The following is an 18,230-nucleotide window of genomic DNA, read 5'->3' as shown; positions in this document are numbered from 1 at the left end:
ATAAAAAATAAATAATAGTATCCTGTAGATGATTAATGAATATAAAGGACAAATAAAGTCTAAATACTTATAATTATGATTAATAATCATATTTGTAATCCCAAAAGTTGAAAGTATTGTACATAAAAATAAAATGATGAGAAATGATTTCTTTTCACTTAAAGATTTTCTGCTAACTAAATAAATAGCAGGAATTAAAGAATATGTAATAAAAAAAATCATTTTTATTTCAATTTGTTTGATACTTTTATTAATGTTATTTCTAACATCGTCATTTCGATACAAGTTTCCAGTAACGTTCATGCTCCTTGCTCAGTTTACGACTTATGAAGACGAATATTTTCGGCTAAACGAAAATATGATTAAAAAACGGTAATTCCACTAAATTCGAAAATGACGCAAGAAGTGTATTAGCAGATAGTGCTTTTATTCAGTTTTAATTGACCTCAATATTTCATTAACTTTCTTTAATTCCGTTTCTTTTTCCGTTTTTCCATTAAGATTTCCAACAGTAAAAGAGCAAATGTAAAGTTTGTTATTTTCTATTAAATACCAATAATTTATTTCTTCATTTTTTTTATTTTCAGTATAGTAAACTCCGAGTATATTTTTCCAATTTATATTTTGACCATGTTCTTCTCTTAATATTTCTCTTAAAAATTCCTTTGCATTTTTGATTTCATAATTCATTGGGGTTATTCTTAAATTTCCCGTCCATTGAGTTGTGTCAAAAAAAAGCATTTGTGTTTTTTTCATCAGTTTCATACTCACTCCAATTTTCAGGAATGTTTACTGAATAATTATATTCGGAATTGAATTTTTTCATTTTTATATTTTTTCCGCAATTACTAAATGAAATAAGAATTATAAGTGTTAAAATTTGCTTCATTTATGTTCTGTTTTCCTTTTTTCTACGGATTTTTTTTTTCACTATCTACTAATTTATATGTAAAAGCCATAAAATCTCTTGAATCCACCCAATTCAGGATGGCTTTGTGCTACAACGGTAGCTTTTATTTGTCATCACGAACTTAATAATTTTACCTACATAAAACTAATCAAATAAAAAAAACGACCAAGAATCACTTCTCAGTCGTTAGTATATTAAAATTTGAATAGTTGATTAGCCTAAAAATGCTTTCAACTCTTCGTAAGTTTTAATCTTAGTGCTTACTTTTTCTTCGTGCATTACCGCTTCAATTTGAGCAGGAATAGGAAGGGTGATATTCAAAGCAGGTTCAACCACATCTAAGAATTTGATAGGATGTGCTGTTTCCAAGAAAATACCAATCGCATTTTCATGAAAAGCCAATTCTTTCTTCAAACCTAAATAGCCTACCGCACCATGAGGCTCTGCAATATAGCCATCGGTTTTATAAATGTTTTGCATTGCAATAGTCGTTTCTGCATCTGTAAAACGGTACGATGAAAAGTCTTTTTTGAATTGCTCCAAATCATTGTTGTACATCTCCTGAATACGAATAAAGTTACTCGGATTACCTACATCCATCGCATTAGATATTGTTGCAATCGAAGCTTTTGGATCGTATTTTCCGTCTACTAAAAATCGTGGAACGGTATCATTCACATTGGTAGAAGCTACAAAATGATGCACAGGCAAGCCCATTTTTTTGGCAATAATACCCGCGCAAATATTTCCAAAGTTTCCACTAGGACAAGAGAAAACTAATTTTTTGTTTTGGTTTTTCAAGGCTTTGTACGCAAAGAAAAAGTAAAACATCTGTGGCAACCAGCGTGCAATGTTAATCGAGTTTGCCGAAGTTAATCCTTTGTGTTTTAAACTTTCGTCTAAGAATGCCTTTTTAACCATATCTTGACAATCATCAAATACACCATCTACTTCCAGTGCTTTGATGTTTTGACCTAAGGTTGTCAATTGTTTTTCTTGGATATCACTCACTTTTCCAGAGGGATATAAGATGACAACTTCAACACCATTCACCCCTAGAAAACCACTAGCAACAGCACCTCCAGTATCTCCAGAAGTCGCTACTAAAACCGTGTTCTTATTGTCTTTTTTATCTCGGTTAAAATATCCCAAACAACGAGACATAAAACGTGCTCCCACATCTTTAAATGCCATCGTAGGGCCGTGAAATAATTCTAGAGAGTAAATCCCCTTTTCAACAGGAACGACTGGGAAATCAAAACACAATGTCTCTGCAATGATTTCTTTTAATTTAGCTTCTGGGATTTCATCACCCACAAATTGTTGAATCGCCGCAAAAGCAATTTCTTCGTTGCTTAAATTTTCAATGTTGTCAAAAAACGCTTGTGGAAGTGGCGTAATGCTTTCAGGAAAGTATAATCCTTTATCAGCCGCTAATCCTTGAATTACTGCTTCTTGAAAAGAAACATTTGGGGCATTATGATTTAAACTGTAATACTTCATTTTTTTATTTAGGATTTTTTTATTTAGGATTTAGGATTTTTTTAATTTGGATTCATTTAATCCAAATACCCAAATCCAAAGTCCTTAATCTTTTTAACTTTTAACTTCTAACCTCAAATCACTCTCATTCCTTCGTCATTTACTTTACAAACATGAATCTCGTAAGGTAAATTGATACTGTCGTAAACAGCACACATGGCGGTGGCTATTTTTTCGGCAGTCGCTGCTCCTTTGCTCAAGGCAAAAATAGATGGTCCAGAACCCGAAATTCCTGAACCTAAAGCGCCTTGTTCGTAAGCGGCTTTTTTAATTAAATCAAAACCAGGAATTAAAACAGAACGCAAAGGTTCTACGATTTCGTCATGCAAGGATCGACCAATTAAATCGTAATCCTGAGTATATAAACCAGCGATTAAACCGCCTACATTTCCCCATTGTGTGATAGCACTCTTTAAGGAAACTGTTTGTTTTAGTACCGAACGAGCATCAGATGTTTTTAATTCAATTTGAGGATGAATTACGGTGGCATATAATTCGTTTGGACTGTCTATTTTAATGATATCCAAAGGATTTGAACTTCGTACTAAAGTGAAGCCTCCCAAAAGAGCAGGGGCAACGTTGTCAGCATGTGCATTTCCTGAAGCTAACTTTTCGCCTTGCATGGCAAATTTTACCAACTCTTTTCGAGTAAATGGTTTTCCTAATAGCTCATTGGCGCCAAAAACTGCTCCTGCAGAACTGGCAGCACTACTACCAATTCCGCTTCCTGCTTTAATATGTTTGTAGATTTCGATTTCAAATCCAAATTCTGTTTCTACTTCCTCAAGCATGGCTAATAAAGCGACACCTGCAACATTGTTTTCAGTTTCGAGCGGTAAGTCGGCACCTTCTATTTTGGTGATGCGAACGCCTTTTTCTTTAGTTCTTCGAATAATCATTTCGTCCCCAACATTGTCTAGGCACAAGCCTAAAACATCAAACCCACAAGAAAGGTTGGCAATAGTTGCGGGACAAAATACTTTTATTTCATTCATTTTTATAAGGTTCTGAGGTTCTAAGTTTCTAAGATTCTAAGTTTAAAGTTGAGTGTTTTGTGATGAAATACTTCCCTTAGCGACTTAGTGCCTTAGTTGCTTAGCAACTTATTTTTTAAACGTTTCCTATTCTAATTACATCTGCAAAAATTCCTGAGGCTGTAACCGCCGCACCTGCACCTGCACCCTTGATTAGTAATGGTTGGTCAACATAGCGATCTGTGTAGAACAAAACAATATTGTCTTTTCCTTCTAAGTTGTAGAAAGGATGCTCTTTAGGGATGAATTGCAATCCTACACTAGCTTTTCCGTTTTCAAATTGCGCTACATATTTCAATCTTGATTCTTTGCTAATTGCTTTTTGGTAAAGACCATCAAAATGTGCTGCATGTTCAATTAATGAAGCAAAGAAAGCTTCATTAGAATTGGTTTGCAAGCAAGCTGCAGGCATGAACGCTTCATTTGCAATTTCTTCGATGTCCATTTTGTATCCACTTTCGCGAATTAAAATTAATATTTTTCGAGCAACATCAATTCCGCTCAAATCAATAGTAGGATCAGGTTCTGTAAAACCTTGAACTCCTGCTTCTTTTACGACATCGTGAAAAGAATTTTTATCGTCAAAATTATTGAAAATAAAGTTCAAACTTCCTGATAATACGGCTTGTATTTTATGTACTTTATCACCAGAGGCAATTAAGTTTTTTACAGTATCTATAATAGGCAATCCAGCACCAACGTTTGTTTCGTATAAGAAAGGGGCGTTGTATTGACGCGAAAGGTTTTTCAGATGGATGTAGTTATTGTATTCAGAAGCACAAGCGATTTTGTTACAGGTTACTACACCAACACTTTCTTTTAAGAATCTTTCGTATAATCTAGAAACACCTTCGTTAGCAGTAATATCAACAAAAATACTGTTGCGTAAATTGAGTTCTTTTACTTTAGATACAAATAGATCTTGATTGGCAGTTTCGCCATTTTCATCAAGTGCTTCTTTCCACTTTTTCAACTCAATGCCATCTTCATCAAAATGCATTTTTCGTGAGTTAGAAACGGCAATAACACGAAGGTTGATTTTTAAATTTTCTTTCAAAAATTTCTTTTGTTGTGCAATTTGCGAAATGAATATTTCACCCACATTTCCAACACCCATTACAAATAGATTCAATTGTTTGGTGTTGTCTTCAAAGAAACGCTCGTGTAATGTGTTCAACGCTTTTTTGACATCTCTTTCGTTGATTACCACTGAAATGTTTCTCTCAGAAGCACCTTGGGCAATCGCACGGATGTTTACATTGTTTTTACCTAAAGTACTGAACATTTTTCCGCTCAATCCTTGGTGGTTTTTCATTTTTTCGCCTACAAGAGCAATGATGCACAAGTTTTTCTCCACGATGCAAGGATCCACTTTGTTTTGAGCAATTTCAACTTCAAAAGCTTTGTTGATTGCTATTTCAGCTTGTTCAGCATCTTCGTTAAGAATTCCTATACAGATAGAGTGTTCAGATGAAGCTTGGGTGATAAAAATAACATTGATGTGCACATGAGAGAGTACTTCAAAAAGTCTTTTTGACGATCCTGATACGCCTATCATTCCAGGGCCTTCCAGCGTAATTAAAGTGATATTTTCAATATGGCTAATTCCTTTTACAGGATTAGTACTCGTCAAAGGATTATTAGAGATAAAAGTTCCTTCAACTTCAGGATCAAATGTGTTTTTGATATGAATTGGAATGTTTTTTTGCAAAACAGGTTGAATTGTTGGAGGATACAAAACTTTGGCACCAAAGTGTGACAATTCCATAGCTTCCTGATACGAAATGGTAGCGATAGGCTGTGCTTGTTTTACAATCTTAGGATTAGCAGTAAACATTCCGTTTACATCTGTCCAAATTTCTAAATCAGTTGCGTTTAATGCTGCAGCAACAATAGCGGCAGTATAATCAGAACCTCCACGTCCTAGAGTAGTACTGATTCCGTCAGTTGATGAAGAAATGAAACCAGGCATTACTACCACTTGGTTTTCATTTGCATTGAAAAAATCAGTGATTAATAAATTGGTAATATCAAAGTTAACATTGGCTTTGCCAAAATTATTGTTGGTTTTAATTAATTCACGACTGTCTTTGTAGCTGCTGTTTTTTAAATTTTGTTTTAAAGCTTCAGCAATAACATAAGAAGAAAGCAATTCTCCAAAACTTAAAATTGTATCCAAAGTTCTGGCTGAAAGTTCACCTAGTAAGAAACAACCATCTAGTAAAGTTTCAAGGTGGTTGATGATTCTTTTTATATGACTTAAGAGACTACTTTGTTCACTAACAGGAATTAGTTGTTTTAAGGTGTCTAAATGTATTTTTTCAATTTCAGCGATGATCTCTTTGAAATTTTCATCATTAGCAGCAGCTTTTGCAGCGGCAAGGTGCAAAGTGTCAGTAATTTTGCTAAGTGCAGAAACTACGACGATTATTTTGTCTTCTTTGGCTTTATTAGCGACAATGTCTAAAACTAATTTTATATTTTGAGCATTGGCAACTGAAGTTCCGCCAAATTTTAATACTTTCATTTTGTTTGTTTTATTTAAAAAAAAAATGTACTATTTTTTATATATCCAAGACCGTCCTTTAAAATAAAGGAAAGTGCAAATATAAGATTATATGTGAAAAGATTACCCCTAAGGGGTAGTTGTTGTCGTAAAAGTAACAGAAATAGCAACTTCGTTAGAAGTTGACAATGAAGTATAATATGTATTTCTGTTTTTTGTCATAAATAGAAGTCCAAAAGTACATTTTTTTTATAAATAAGCAAAAGACTGTCACTTTAATTTATTTTTAAATTGTTAAGTCAATAGTAAATCAGTGCTTTAAGTTTAATATGGATTTGTCCTAGTAGATGAGGATTGGTATAAAAAAAAAAATTAAATTTGCGCACAACAATAAAAATAGATAAAAATGTCATTAAATAGTATTTTTCAATTTCTAGTTCCAAAGGATAAAAAGTTTTTTCCACTTTTTGAAGAAGCATCAAGTAATTTAATTGAATTGGCTTCAGATTTGCATGAAGCGGTTAATTTGCCCTTAAAGGAAAGAGAAGCGCTTTTTCAAAAAATCGATGTTTTGGAGCAAAAAGGAGAGGATATTACTCGTCAGACAAATTTAGAATTAAGCAAAAATTTTATTACTCCCTTTGATAGAGAGGATATTCATTCTTTGATTACGTCTATTGACAATGTTGCTGATAAGTTGCATGGGGCATCGAGTATTATGCGTTTGTATCAAGTAGATAAAATTACAAAGTCTATCAGGAAATTAACTGAGATTAATCTGGAAGCTTGTCAAAATATTGATTCAGCGGTGAAAGAATTAAGAAATTTACAAAATATTCGAAGCATAACAGAGGCTTGTGCTAGAATTAGTAAGTTGGAAAATAAATCGGATAATGTGTATAATAAAGCAGTGTTTGAGATTTTTGAAAATGAAACAGATGCTAAAAATATCATTAAATATAAAGAGGTATTGTCTGTTTTAGAAACGGCTACGGATAAGTGTAAGAGTGTTGCTAGTGTATTAGAATCAATTGCAGTAAAACATTCTTAATTTAATCGTTACATTTCTGAAATTACATTTATGGAATTTACACTACTTATAGTTATTATAATTTTAGCCTTGATTTTTGACTACATCAACGGTTTTCATGATGCGGCTAATGCTATCGCAACTGTTGTTGCTACAAAGGTTTTATCTCCTTTTCAGGCAGTTGTTTGGGCTGCTTTTTTTAATTTTTTAGCCTATTGGGTTTTTGGATTTGGGGTAGCTGATACCGTTGCCAAAACCGCTCACACCATGGATATTAATCTGGTGGTAATTCTCGCAGGTGTTATTGCTGCGATATGTTGGAATCTTTTGACATGGTGGTTGGGAATCCCTTCGAGTTCCTCTCATACATTGATTGGTGGATTTGCTGGAGCGGCCATAGCTCATGCAGGTTTGGAAGTAGTTTCTTGGTACAAAGAAGGAAAAGATGGTGGAATGCCTTCAGGGGTATTGATCATTATCGCATTTATAGTTTTGGCGCCTTTGGTAGGAGCATTGATGTCTTATTTACTTTCATTGTGGTTGCTGCATTCTTCTAAAAAAACAATCATGCCAAAAGTAATTACCGCCTTGATTATGATTATAACGGTTTGGTTTGTGGAGAGCCAATTGAAATATTACGATGCTATAGATTTAAAGGATCGTAATTTTGAATCACATTTTTGGACTGTTGTAACCGAAGCGCATAATATTAAGTGGTTTTTAGTAGGCTTCATCATTTTGTCAGTCAGTACTTTTTGTTTGATTTTTAGTTTTTTAAATTTAAATCAAGCTACAGCATGGTTGAAAAAAATGCAGTTGTTGTCTTCTGCAGCCTTTAGTTTAGGGCATGGTGGTAATGATTCTCAAAAAGTAATGGGTATTATTGCTGCGGCTGTAGCGGTGTATATTAATACTAGTGGTGTTGCTCAAGAAAGTTTGCCAGATTGGTTGAATGTGGTATTGCCTAAAGATAATGTTGAAGGTCGTATGCCGGGTTGGATTCCTTTAGCGTGTTATTCTGCTATTGCGGCAGGAACACTTAGTGGTGGGTGGAAAATTGTAAAAACCATGGGATCTAAAATTACCAAAGTAACCTCTTTTGAAGGAGTTGCTGCTGAAACAGCCGGTGCTTTGACATTGTATTTTACAGAACATTTAAAAATTCCAGTTAGTACGACGCATACCATTACGGGTTCTATTATCGGGGTTGGTTTGACAAATAGAGTCTCTGCGGTACGTTGGGGAGTTACAGTAAGTTTATTGTGGGCTTGGGTGTTAACTATTCCAATTTCGGCCTTGTTAGCAGCTTTGTTTTATTATATTTTAAGTGTTTTTATTTAGTAGAAAAGCACTTTTAAGCGAAAAAAAACATCCTAATTTGGACTGCACCCAAAAGTTTGGACAAATTTATAATTAATTTTGATAATAATGAGCTCGGTATTTTATCGGGCTCATTTTGTTTAAATTTGATTTAATCCTTTCATTATTATAATACAATATATACTCTTTGATTTCTTGTTTTAACTGATTTATCGAATTAAATTTTTTAAGATAAAATAATTCAGATTTTAGAATTCCAAAGAAGTTTTCAATGATAGCATTGTCTAAGCAATTTCCTTTTCTTGACATACTTTGTTTAATTCCTTTTTCTTTTAATAATTGTTGATATTGTCGCATTTGATAATGCCATCCTTGATCAGAATGTAAGGTTAAGCTCGTGTTGTTTGGTATTGTTTTAAAAGCTTTTTCTAACATCACTTTTACTTGTGCAAACACAGGTCGTTCCTTCAATTCGTAGCTAATTATCTCTTGATTAAATAAATCAATAATTGGTGATAAATATAATTTTTTGCCTGAGACATTAAATTCGGTAATATCGGTTGCCCATTTTTGGTTAGGTGCTGCTGCTTTAAAATTTCTGTTTAACAAATTAGGAGCTATTTTTCCTTGTTCTCCTTTGTATGATTTGTATTTTTTAACTCTAATAACACTTTTTAATCCTAAAGATTTCATTAGTCTTAAAATTGTTTTATGATTAATTATTACTCCTTGATTGTTGAGTTCGTCTGTAATTCTTCTATAGCCGTAACGGCCTTTATGTTTGTGGTAAATACGTTTTATAAACTCTTTGATTTCAAGATATTTATCAATCGATTTACTTCGTTTTTCATAATAATAAAAACTACTCCGTGCCATATTTGTTTGATTCAAAAGTAAATTTAAATCGTACTTATGCCTTAATTCCATTATGGCTTGCGCTTTTTGGCTTGCTCTTCGGCTTGAATTAAGGCCTGGAACTTTTTTAGTAAATCATTCTCACAACGAAGAAACTCTATTTCTTGTAATAGCTTTTCTTCTTTAGTTAATGGTTTATCAGACTTACGTTTTTTACGTTTAAAATCACTCATCTTCTTGGGTCTACCTCTTGGTTTTTGTTTTAATCCTTCAAAACCAAAGTTAATAAAATCTCTTTTCCATTTTACTATAATTGCTGCATCAGGTATGTCAAATTTTACACAACAATCTCGAAGCGATAAAGATTCTTTCTGAATGTACTGCAATATCTTAAATTTAAAATCAGAACTATAACTACGGTTCTTTCTCGGTACTAAACCATTTTCACCATAGTGATTATAGAATCTCACCCATTTTTCAACATTTGACTTACTAACCCCTTTTTTATTACCTACAGATTCACAAGAATAATGCTCGTTGATAACTAATTCTACACATTCAAGTTTAAATGCATAATCATACTTGACTTTTCTTTCCATAAAAATACCCCCAAATAGTGTCTAACTTTTTGGGGGCAGTGTAATTCAATGAGATTTAGGATGTTTTTTTGTTTTAAAGTGTGTGTTTTGAAATGAGATTACTTTGATTTGATAAAGTTTTTTTCAATCGCTTTAATCATTTCACCTGCAATATCTTTGTTTGTAGCACCTTCAATTCCTTCAAGGCCCGGTGAAGAGTTTACTTCCAGTAATAATGGTCCTTTTGAAGAACGAATAATATCAACACCTGCAACTTTTAGGTCCATGGCTTTGGCGGCTTTAATGGCAATTCGTTTTTCTTCTGCTGTAGCTTTGATGATAGAAGCTGTTCCTCCTAGATGAATGTTAGCTCTAAATTCTCCAGGCATGGCTTCTCTTTGTATAGAAGCGACTACTTTACCGTCAATGACAAAGCAACGAATATCTTTACCGTTTGCTTCTTTAATAAATTCCTGAACAAGGATGTTTGCGTTGAGACTTTTGAAAGCGTTGATAACACTTTCAGCAGCTTTTTTGGTTTCTGCTAAAACCACTCCTTTTCCTTGTGTTCCTTCTAATAATTTTACAATTAATGGTGGTCCTCCAACCATTTTTATCAAATCATTAGTGTCTAAAGGAGAATTTGCAAATCCTGTGGTTGGAATACCGATTCCGCTATGTAGTAGTAGTTGGAGTGAGTATAATTTATCACGGGACTGGGTTATCGCTGTAGACGAATTTAAACAGTATACTTTTAGAGCTTCAAATTGACGCGTTAAGGTGCATCCATAAAATGTAGCACTAGGGCGAATTCTAGGAATAATTGCGTCAAACTGGTTTAAGATAATTCCTCCCCTGTAATGTATTTCGGGTTTTTCAGCGTCCAATTTCATATAGCATTCCTTAATATTAAGAAAATGCATTTCATGGCCGCGCATTTCGCCTGCTTCCATGATTCTTTTGTTGCTGTATAGTTCGGGATTACTAGCTAAAAGTCCAATTCGTAAACCTGTGGTCTGTTTTTCGGCATCTTTGTATAGTTCTTTGAGGTGCTCGGTTGTAGGTTTTCCTAGAAGATATTGTTGTTCTGGGTCCACTAGTACTCTGCCACTCATGGCTTCTCTGCCTAAGAGCATGCGATACCCCATGGAATCTCGGTTGGTTAATGTCATTTCGATAAGCCATTTTTCTCCTCCAATTTCTAAAGGGGTTTGGATGACATAACGTTGTTCTCTGAATCCACTGGAGCTTTTTACAATTCTTTTGTCGATTAATGGAGCTTCACAATGGATGACAGTTTTTTGATTATTCTGAATAGGATTAATGTCGAATTTAACCCAATTAGTTTCGTTTTTTATGAAAGGAGCAATGTTTACAGCGTGTAAAGCGGATGTTTTAGCACCTGAATCTACACGAGCTTTGATGGTTGGGATGCCTAATTCAGGTAGTGAACACCATTCTTCACTACCGAGTATGACTTTGTTTAGAGACATTTTTTATGATTTGTTTAGCCTAATTTTAAGTAGAAGTAAAAGTAGCTATAGTTTTTTGATTTTAGTCAAGAATACGTTAAAAAACAAACCCGTTATGTTAATAAAACGTAACGGGTTTGTAAATTATTGAGAATCATAAATTATTTCTTTTTGGCTTCTCCAGCTTTATGTATCTCGACGGATAGTTCTTGTGCTCCATCTTCAATATCCATAAATATTTCATCACCTGAATCTATTTTAGAAGTGATTATTTCTTCTGCCAATGAGTCTTCAACGTATTTTTGAATGGCTCTTTTTAGGGGTCTTGCTCCAAATTGTTTGTCAAATCCTTTGTCAGCGATAAAGCTTTTTGCTTTGTCAGAAAGTTTTAAAATGTATCCTAATTCGGCAATTCTAGAATATAATTTCTTTAATTCAATTTCGATAATCAAATCGATGTCGGCTTTCTCTAATGCATTAAATACAATCACATCGTCAATTCTGTTTAAGAATTCAGGTGCAAATGTTTTCTTTAAAGCATTTTCAATAATGCTTTTTGAGTTATCATCAGCTTGTGCCACTTTAGCGGCTGTTCCAAATCCAACTCCTTGTCCGAAATCTTTTAATTGTCTCGCACCTACATTTGAAGTCATAATGATGATTGTGTTTTTGAAATCAATTTTACGACCTAAACTATCCGTTAAGAATCCATCGTCAAGTACTTGTAAAAGCATGTTGAATACATCTGGATGTGCTTTTTCGATCTCGTCTAAAAGTACTACAGCATAAGGTTTTCTTCTTACCTTTTCGGTTAATTGGCCGCCTTCTTCGTAACCAACGTATCCTGGAGGTGCTCCCACTAATCTAGATATCGCAAATTTCTCCATGTACTCACTCATGTCAATACGAACCAAAGCGTCTTCAGAATCAAATAATTCTCTAGCAAGAACTTTGGCTAACTGTGTTTTACCAACACCAGTTTGGCCTAGAAAAATAAAGGAACCTATTGGTCGGTTAGGGTCTTTCAAGCCTGCTCTGTTTCTTTGAATAGAACGAGCGATTTTCATCACGGCTTCTTTTTGACCAATAACCTTGCTTTCAATTAGGTCTGGTAACTTCGCGAGTTTATTGCTTTCGGTTTGGGCAATACGATTTACGGGAATTCCTGTCATCATAGAAACTACGTCGGCAACATTGTCTTCTGTTACTTCTATTCTGTTGTTTTTAGCGTCCTCTTCCCATTGTTCTTGTGCGATGGCTAAATCTTTTTCAAGACGTTTTTCGTCATCACGAAGTTTAGCTGCTTCTTCATATTTTTGTTTTTTAACAACTACATTTTTAAGCTCTCTAATGTCTTCTAATTGACGTTCGAGATCAAGTATTTGTTTAGGAACTTCAATGTTGGTAATATGAACACGTGATCCTGCTTCGTCCAAGGCATCAATGGCTTTGTCTGGTAAAAAGCGCTCCGACATATAGCGATTGGTTAATTTTACACAAGCTTCAATGGCTTCTGGGCTATAAGTTACATTGTGGTGGTCTTCGTATTTGTTTTTAACGTTATTCAAAATGGTGATGGTTTCCTCAACTGATGTAGGTTCTACGATAATTTTTTGGAAACGTCTTTCTAAAGCACCATCTTTTTCGATGTATTGTCTATACTCGTCCAAAGTAGTAGCACCAATACATTGTATTTCACCTCTTGCTAATGCAGGTTTGAACATATTGGAAGCGTCTAGTGAACCAGTGGCTCCGCCAGCACCTACAATAGTGTGGATTTCATCAATAAAAAGGATAATGTCGTCATTTTTTTCTAATTCATTCATCACCGCTTTCATTCTCTCTTCGAACTGTCCGCGGTACTTAGTGCCAGCTACAAGGCTTGCAAGGTCTAAAGTAACAACGCGTTTGTTGAATAAGATGCGAGAAACTTTCTTTTGGATAATGCGTAAAGCAAGACCTTCTGCAATAGCAGATTTACCTACGCCAGGTTCTCCAATCAATAACGGATTGTTCTTTTTACGACGGCTTAAAATCTGGCTAACACGCTCAATTTCTTTTTCACGTCCTACAACTGGATCTAGTTTACCTTCTTCAGCCATTTCTGTTAAATCTCTACCAAAGTTGTCAAGAACTGGTGTTTTTGATTTTTTATTAGATTTATTAGCAGGATTATTGAAATTGCCTTCTTTTAGGCTGTCATCTTGTCCTAGATCGTCATTATATGAATCAGTAGCTCTAGGTAGGTTTTCTAGGAATTCTTCTTCGTTTGGTGTCATATTTAAATATTGTTCTTTAGCTAGGTCATAATCTATTTTTAGTTTATTTAGTAGCTTGGTTGTGGGATCATTTTCGTTTCTTAATATACATAGCAATAAATGCGCTGTACTGATAGAAGTGCTTTGAAAAACTTTGGCCTCTAAAAAAGTTGTTTTTAAAGCTCTTTCGGCTTGACGAGTCAAATGTAAATTTTTCTTCTCGATGTTGGTTTCAGTGGTTGGGTTTGCGGGGCTTAGTATTTCTACTTTTCTGCGTAAATGTTCTAGGTCAACAGAAAGATTGTTTAATATTCTTATAGCTTTTCCATTACCGTCCCTTAAGATACCTAGCATTAAGTGCTCTGTTCCTATAAAGTCATGACCTAATCGCAAGGCCTCTTCCTTGCTGTAGGTAATAACGTCTTTTACTCTTGGTGAAAAATTATCATCCATAATATTTGTAATTGGTATCAGTAAATTTAGTGATTTAGTATTTTAAAAACAAAAATCATTCCTTTATCGGGTCTTGACAGCTAAGTGACAAAAAAAATAAATAATATGGTTAAAAAAAAGGTTAATTTATTCAACAAATATGGGCTAGGTTTGTTAATAAATCATTGAAATTAGTGAGGTAAAAAGCTTTTAAAAATTTCAAAAAGCTGTATATTGGCACGTTTTGAAACGAATATAATATTTAATATAACAACTTATGTCTGAAGGAGAAAAGTTAATTCCTATTAATATAGAAGATGAAATGAAATCAGCTTACATTGATTATTCAATGTCGGTTATTGTATCTAGAGCGCTTCCAGATGTTAGAGATGGTTTGAAGCCTGTACATCGTCGTGTTCTTTATGGAATGTATGATTTAGGAGTTTTTTCAAATAAAGCCCATAAAAAGTCTGCCAGAATCGTTGGAGAAGTTTTGGGTAAGTATCACCCACACGGAGATACCTCTGTATATGATGCCATGGTTCGTATGGCTCAGGAGTGGAGCATGCGTTATTTATTAGTAGATGGTCAAGGTAACTTTGGTTCTGTTGATGGTGATAGCCCTGCAGCTATGCGTTACACAGAGGCCAGAATGCGTAAGATCTCTGAAGAAATTATGTCAGATATCGAAAAAGAAACAGTTGATTTTCAATTGAACTTTGATGATACTTTATATGAGCCAAAAGTAATGCCTACCCGTGTGCCAACTTTGTTGGTTAACGGAGCAACAGGTATTGCCGTGGGTATGGCTACTAATATGCCTCCTCACAATTTAACGGAAGTGATCAATGGTACTTTAGCTTACATCGATAATAATGACATTGAAATTGATGAATTAATCACTCATATTAAAGCACCTGATTTCCCTACTGGAGGTGTGATTTATGGATATGAGGGAGTTCGTGAAGCCTTTAAAACAGGACGTGGACGTGTAGTGATGCGTGCTAAAGTTGGTTTTGAAGAGGTAGATGGAAGAGAAAGTATTATCGTAACTGAAATTCCATACCAAGTCAATAAGGCAGATATGATTAAGCGTACTGCGGACTTAGTTAATGAGAAAAAAATTGACGGAATTGCAAATATTCGTGACGAGTCAGATAGAACAGGTATGCGTATTGTGTACATCTTAAAACGTGATGCAACACCTAACGTAGTTTTGAATACCTTATATAAGTATACACAATTACAGTCTTCGTTCAGTGTGAACAATATTGCATTGGTAAACGGACGTCCTCAAATGTTGAATCTAAAAGATATGATTCATTATTTTGTAGAACACCGTCACGATGTTGTGATTCGTAGAACCAAGTTCGAATTGCGAAAAGCAGAAGAAAGAGCACATATTTTAGAAGGATTAATCATCGCTTCTGATAATATTGACGAAGTAATCGCTTTAATCAAAGCCTCTAAGAATACAGAAGAAGCTAGAGAGAAATTAATCGAAAGATTTAATTTGTCAGATATTCAAGCGAGAGCCATTGTTGAGATGCGTTTGCGTCAATTGACAGGACTGGAGCAAGATAAATTAAGAGCGGAGTACGAAGAAATCATGAAGTTAATTGAGCACTTAAGAGCTTTATTAGCAGATGTCAACTTGCGTATTGCTTTAATAAAAGAAGAGCTTACCGAAATAAGAGATAAATACGGTGATGAACGTCGTTCTCAAATTGAATATTCTGGTGGAGATGTAAGTATCGAAGATTTGATTGCAGACGAACAAGTAGTAATTACGATTTCGCATGCTGGATACATTAAACGTACCAACTTAACCGAATACAAAACTCAAAATAGAGGTGGAGTAGGGCAAAAAAGTGCAGGAACGAGAGATCAAGATTTCTTAGAACATATGTTTGTGGCAACTAACCATCAATACATGATGTTCTTTACACAAAAAGGAAAATGTTTCTGGATGCGTGTGTATGAAATCCCAGAAGGTAGTAAAACCGCAAAAGGTAGAGCGATTCAAAACTTAGTGAATATTGAAAGTGATGATAAAGTAAAAGCTTTTATTTGTACGCAAGATCTTAAAGATAAGGACTATATCACTACCCATAATTTAGTAATGGTGACCAAAAAAGGACAGGTAAAGAAAACTTCTTTGGAGAAATATTCTAAACCTAGAGTAAATGGTGTTGCCGCTATCACAATTAAAGAAGGTGATGAGTTATTAGAAGCTAAATTAACCAACGGTGAAAGTCAAATTATCCTTGCAGTTAAGTCAGGTAAACTAGTTCGTTTTGAAGAAACGAAAACACGTCCGATGGGAAGAACAGCCTCTGGAGTACGTGGAATTACGTTAAAAGATGATACAGATGAAGTAATTGGTATGGTTACTGTAGATAAAGATGCAGTAAATGATTCTCAAGTTTTAGTTGTAACTGAAAATGGGTATGGAAAACGTACTAAGTTAGTGGATGATGACGGAGAAGATGTTTATCGTATCACTAATCGAGGTGGAAAAGGTGTCAAGACACTTAATATTACTGAGAAAACAGGAAAATTAATTTCCATAAATGCTGTTACTGATGCTGATGATTTAATGATTATTAATAAATCAGGATTGACAATCAGAATGGCAATTGAGGATTTACGTGTTATGGGACGTGCTACTCAAGGTGTTAAGTTGATTAATCTTAAAGGGAACGATTCAATTGCAGCAGTAGCCAAAGTAATGAAAGATGAAGAAGAAGAAAAAGTAATTGGCGAAGACGGTGAAGTAATTGAAACAATTGAAAGAGTGAAACCAGTTCTAGAGGTTCTGGAAGACGATGTCGTTGAGGACGACGACGATGAGGATGAAGAAATAGTAGAGGACGATAGTGATGAAGAACTAGAAGATGAAGATGATGAGTCTTAGGTGTAAAATGAAAACAAACTAACTAATTTTAAAAATAATTTATTATGAAAGCTAAAAACGTATTGCTTGCTTCGGCTTTGGTGATGTCAGTAGCTACCTTTGCTCAAAAGGACCAATTAAAGTCTGCAGAAAAAGCCTTGAAAAAGGGGAATATTGCGGAAGTTGCTAATTTTTTAAATGAAGCAGAACCGTTGCTTACGAATGCTTCTGAAGAAGAGCAAGCGAAGTATTATTATTTAAGGGAAACGGTATACATGGATGCCGCTGACAAAAATGTTGATACTGAAAAGAACTTATTGAAGGCAGCTAAGGCAGCTAAAAAAGTAATGGAAATTGAGAGAAAATCTGGTAAAAAGGAGTATTCAGCTGAAATGAATAAAGTAGTTGCAAAGGTTAAGGACAAATTAATCAATGGAGCAATTGAAGATTCAAAAGCTGAAAATTTTAAGGATGGAGCAAAAAAGTTATATGAAGCCTATCTATTAGATAAAAAAGACACTTTGAATTTGTATTATGCTTCAAGTTTTAGATTGAATGCGAAAGATTACGAAGGGGCTCTTAAGGACTTGCAAGAATTAAGAAAACTTAATTTCACTGGTAAATCTAAATCTTTTATGGCTACAAGCGAAGTTTCAAATAAAGAAGAATCATTCGCTACTAAAGCTGAGATGGATAAAATGGTGAAATTGAAAACCCATTCAAAACCGAGAGTCGAAGTGATACCATCAAAACAAGGAGAGATTTATAAAAATATTTCTTTGATTTTGGTTCAGCAAAAAAACATCGAAGAAGCCAAGAAAGTAATAGCTGAGGCTAAAGCTTTAAATCCTTCTGATAGTTCTTTGGCATTGACTGAAGCTAATTTATATTTGGAGACCAAAGATTTCGATACCTATAAAAAATTAGTTTCTGAAATTTTAGCTAAGAACCCTAATGATCCTGATTTGTTGTTTAACTTAGGTGTGGTTAGTGCAAATGCTAAAAATAAAGAAGAGGCCGAGATGTACTATAAGAAAGCAATTGAGGTGCAACCAAAGTATATGAACGCTTACATTAATTTAGTTGCTTTAAAATTAGAAGCTGAAACACCAATCAATGCAGAGATGAATAAATTGGGAACTTCTGACAAAGACAATAAAAGGTATGAAGTTTTGAAAGCTGAGAAGAAAAAGATTTACCAAGGAGTTATTCCTTTACTAGTAAAAGCTATGGAAATCGATCCTAAAAATGAAGACATTTCGACAACTCTTATGAGTGTTTATGGAGCATTGGAAATGTCTGCTGAGAAAAAAGCACTTAAAGAAAAAATGGGTAAATAATCCAGTTTGTACCAAAATAAGAACCCGCTTAGATTTGATTCTAAGCGGGTTTTTTAG

Annotated in this window: 12 protein-coding genes; 4 read left to right on the top strand and 8 right to left on the bottom strand. The window is 34.3% G+C overall.

Going from position 1 to position 18,230, the window contains the following annotated elements:
* Positions 1–426: 426 nt before the first annotated feature.
* The 4 genes from ACNH59_RS14970 to thrA all read right to left on the bottom strand — a co-directional run bounded on the left by ACNH59_RS14970 (position 427) and on the right by thrA (position 6,013).
* Positions 427–765, bottom strand: a complete 339-nt coding sequence (locus ACNH59_RS14970) for a DUF3805 domain-containing protein (RefSeq protein WP_418263324.1) — start codon at positions 763–765, stop codon at positions 427–429.
* Positions 766–1,123: 358 nt separating this feature from the next.
* Positions 1,124–2,413, bottom strand: a complete 1,290-nt coding sequence (gene thrC / locus ACNH59_RS14965; RefSeq protein ID WP_418263323.1) for a threonine synthase — start codon at positions 2,411–2,413, stop codon at positions 1,124–1,126.
* Between the two features lie 113 nt (positions 2,414–2,526).
* Positions 2,527–3,447, bottom strand: a complete 921-nt coding sequence (locus tag ACNH59_RS14960) for a homoserine kinase (protein ID WP_418263322.1) — start codon at positions 3,445–3,447, stop codon at positions 2,527–2,529.
* 115 nt (positions 3,448–3,562) lie between these two features.
* Complete coding sequence (gene thrA, locus ACNH59_RS14955) at positions 3,563–6,013, bottom strand: bifunctional aspartate kinase/homoserine dehydrogenase I (RefSeq protein ID WP_418263321.1); 2,451 nt, start codon at positions 6,011–6,013, stop codon at positions 3,563–3,565.
* A gap of 385 nt (positions 6,014–6,398) precedes the next feature.
* Here thrA and ACNH59_RS14950 point away from each other — a divergent pair, with 385 nt between their 5' ends.
* The gene (locus tag ACNH59_RS14950) at positions 6,399–7,043 is read left to right on the top strand and encodes a DUF47 domain-containing protein (RefSeq protein WP_418263320.1); all 645 of its coding nucleotides are present in this window, start codon (positions 6,399–6,401) and stop codon (positions 7,041–7,043) included.
* A 30-nt stretch (positions 7,044–7,073) separates the two neighbouring features.
* Positions 7,074–8,363 carry an inorganic phosphate transporter gene (locus ACNH59_RS14945; protein ID WP_418263319.1) on the top strand — a complete coding sequence of 430 codons (1,290 nt, stop codon included), beginning with the start codon at positions 7,074–7,076 and terminating at the stop codon, positions 8,361–8,363.
* 72 nt (positions 8,364–8,435) lie between these two features.
* On the opposite strand, the gene ACNH59_RS14940 is transcribed toward ACNH59_RS14945, so the two are convergent.
* From ACNH59_RS14940 to ACNH59_RS14925, 4 genes are all read right to left on the bottom strand, one after another.
* Entirely contained in the window at positions 8,436–9,269 is an 834-nt protein-coding gene (locus ACNH59_RS14940) for an IS3 family transposase (RefSeq protein WP_418262091.1), read from the bottom strand.
* On the bottom strand, positions 9,269–9,796 hold the full coding sequence (locus tag ACNH59_RS14935; RefSeq protein ID WP_418262092.1) for a helix-turn-helix domain-containing protein: 528 nt from the start codon (positions 9,794–9,796) through the stop codon (positions 9,269–9,271). The genes ACNH59_RS14940 and ACNH59_RS14935 overlap by 1 nt, the downstream gene beginning before the upstream one ends.
* A gap of 98 nt (positions 9,797–9,894) precedes the next feature.
* Positions 9,895–11,268: a 30S ribosomal protein S6--L-glutamate ligase gene (gene rimK, locus ACNH59_RS14930; RefSeq protein WP_418263318.1), complete on the bottom strand. Its 1,374-nt coding sequence runs from the start codon at positions 11,266–11,268 to the stop codon at positions 9,895–9,897.
* A 140-nt stretch (positions 11,269–11,408) separates the two neighbouring features.
* Positions 11,409–13,958 (bottom strand): ATP-dependent Clp protease ATP-binding subunit, encoded by a 2,550-nt coding sequence (locus ACNH59_RS14925; RefSeq protein WP_418263317.1) that lies wholly within the window; start codon positions 13,956–13,958, stop codon positions 11,409–11,411.
* A gap of 256 nt (positions 13,959–14,214) precedes the next feature.
* Here ACNH59_RS14925 and gyrA point away from each other — a divergent pair, with 256 nt between their 5' ends.
* Together gyrA and ACNH59_RS14915 are read left to right on the top strand one after the other, a co-directional pair.
* On the top strand, positions 14,215–16,854 hold the full coding sequence (gyrA, locus tag ACNH59_RS14920; protein ID WP_418263316.1) for a DNA gyrase subunit A: 2,640 nt from the start codon (positions 14,215–14,217) through the stop codon (positions 16,852–16,854).
* Between the two features lie 44 nt (positions 16,855–16,898).
* A complete protein-coding gene (locus tag ACNH59_RS14915) occupies positions 16,899–18,173 on the top strand; it encodes a hypothetical protein (RefSeq protein ID WP_418263315.1) in 1,275 nt (424 codons plus the stop codon).
* Positions 18,174–18,230: the final 57 nt, after the last annotated feature.

The organism is Flavobacterium faecale (assembly GCF_048320115.1).
GTDB classification, from domain to species: Bacteria; Bacteroidota; Bacteroidia; order Flavobacteriales; family Flavobacteriaceae; genus Flavobacterium; species Flavobacterium faecale_A.
This window is presented reverse-complemented; position numbering and strand designations above follow the sequence as displayed.

Excerpts from the sequence above, each read along its gene's own strand:
- ACNH59_RS14935 (WP_418262092.1), bottom strand. The coding sequence starts at position 9,796 with ATGGAAAGAAAAGTCAAGTATGATTATGCATTTAAACTTGAATGTGTA.
- ACNH59_RS14960 (WP_418263322.1), bottom strand. The coding sequence starts at position 3,447 with ATGAATGAAATAAAAGTATTTTGTCCCGCAACTATTGCCAACCTTTCT.
- thrC (WP_418263323.1), bottom strand. The coding sequence starts at position 2,413 with ATGAAGTATTACAGTTTAAATCATAATGCCCCAAATGTTTCTTTTCAA.
- rimK (WP_418263318.1), bottom strand. The coding sequence starts at position 11,268 with ATGTCTCTAAACAAAGTCATACTCGGTAGTGAAGAATGGTGTTCACTA.
- ACNH59_RS14940 (WP_418262091.1), bottom strand. The coding sequence starts at position 9,269 with ATGGAATTAAGGCATAAGTACGATTTAAATTTACTTTTGAATCAAACA.
- ACNH59_RS14925 (WP_418263317.1), bottom strand. The coding sequence starts at position 13,958 with ATGGATGATAATTTTTCACCAAGAGTAAAAGACGTTATTACCTACAGC.
- ACNH59_RS14950 (WP_418263320.1), top strand. The coding sequence starts at position 6,399 with ATGTCATTAAATAGTATTTTTCAATTTCTAGTTCCAAAGGATAAAAAG.
- ACNH59_RS14970 (WP_418263324.1), bottom strand. The coding sequence starts at position 765 with ATGAAACTGATGAAAAAAACACAAATGCTTTTTTTTGACACAACTCAA.
- ACNH59_RS14915 (WP_418263315.1), top strand. The coding sequence starts at position 16,899 with ATGAAAGCTAAAAACGTATTGCTTGCTTCGGCTTTGGTGATGTCAGTA.
- thrA (WP_418263321.1), bottom strand. The coding sequence starts at position 6,013 with ATGAAAGTATTAAAATTTGGCGGAACTTCAGTTGCCAATGCTCAAAAT.
- ACNH59_RS14945 (WP_418263319.1), top strand. The coding sequence starts at position 7,074 with ATGGAATTTACACTACTTATAGTTATTATAATTTTAGCCTTGATTTTT.
- gyrA (WP_418263316.1), top strand. The coding sequence starts at position 14,215 with ATGTCTGAAGGAGAAAAGTTAATTCCTATTAATATAGAAGATGAAATG.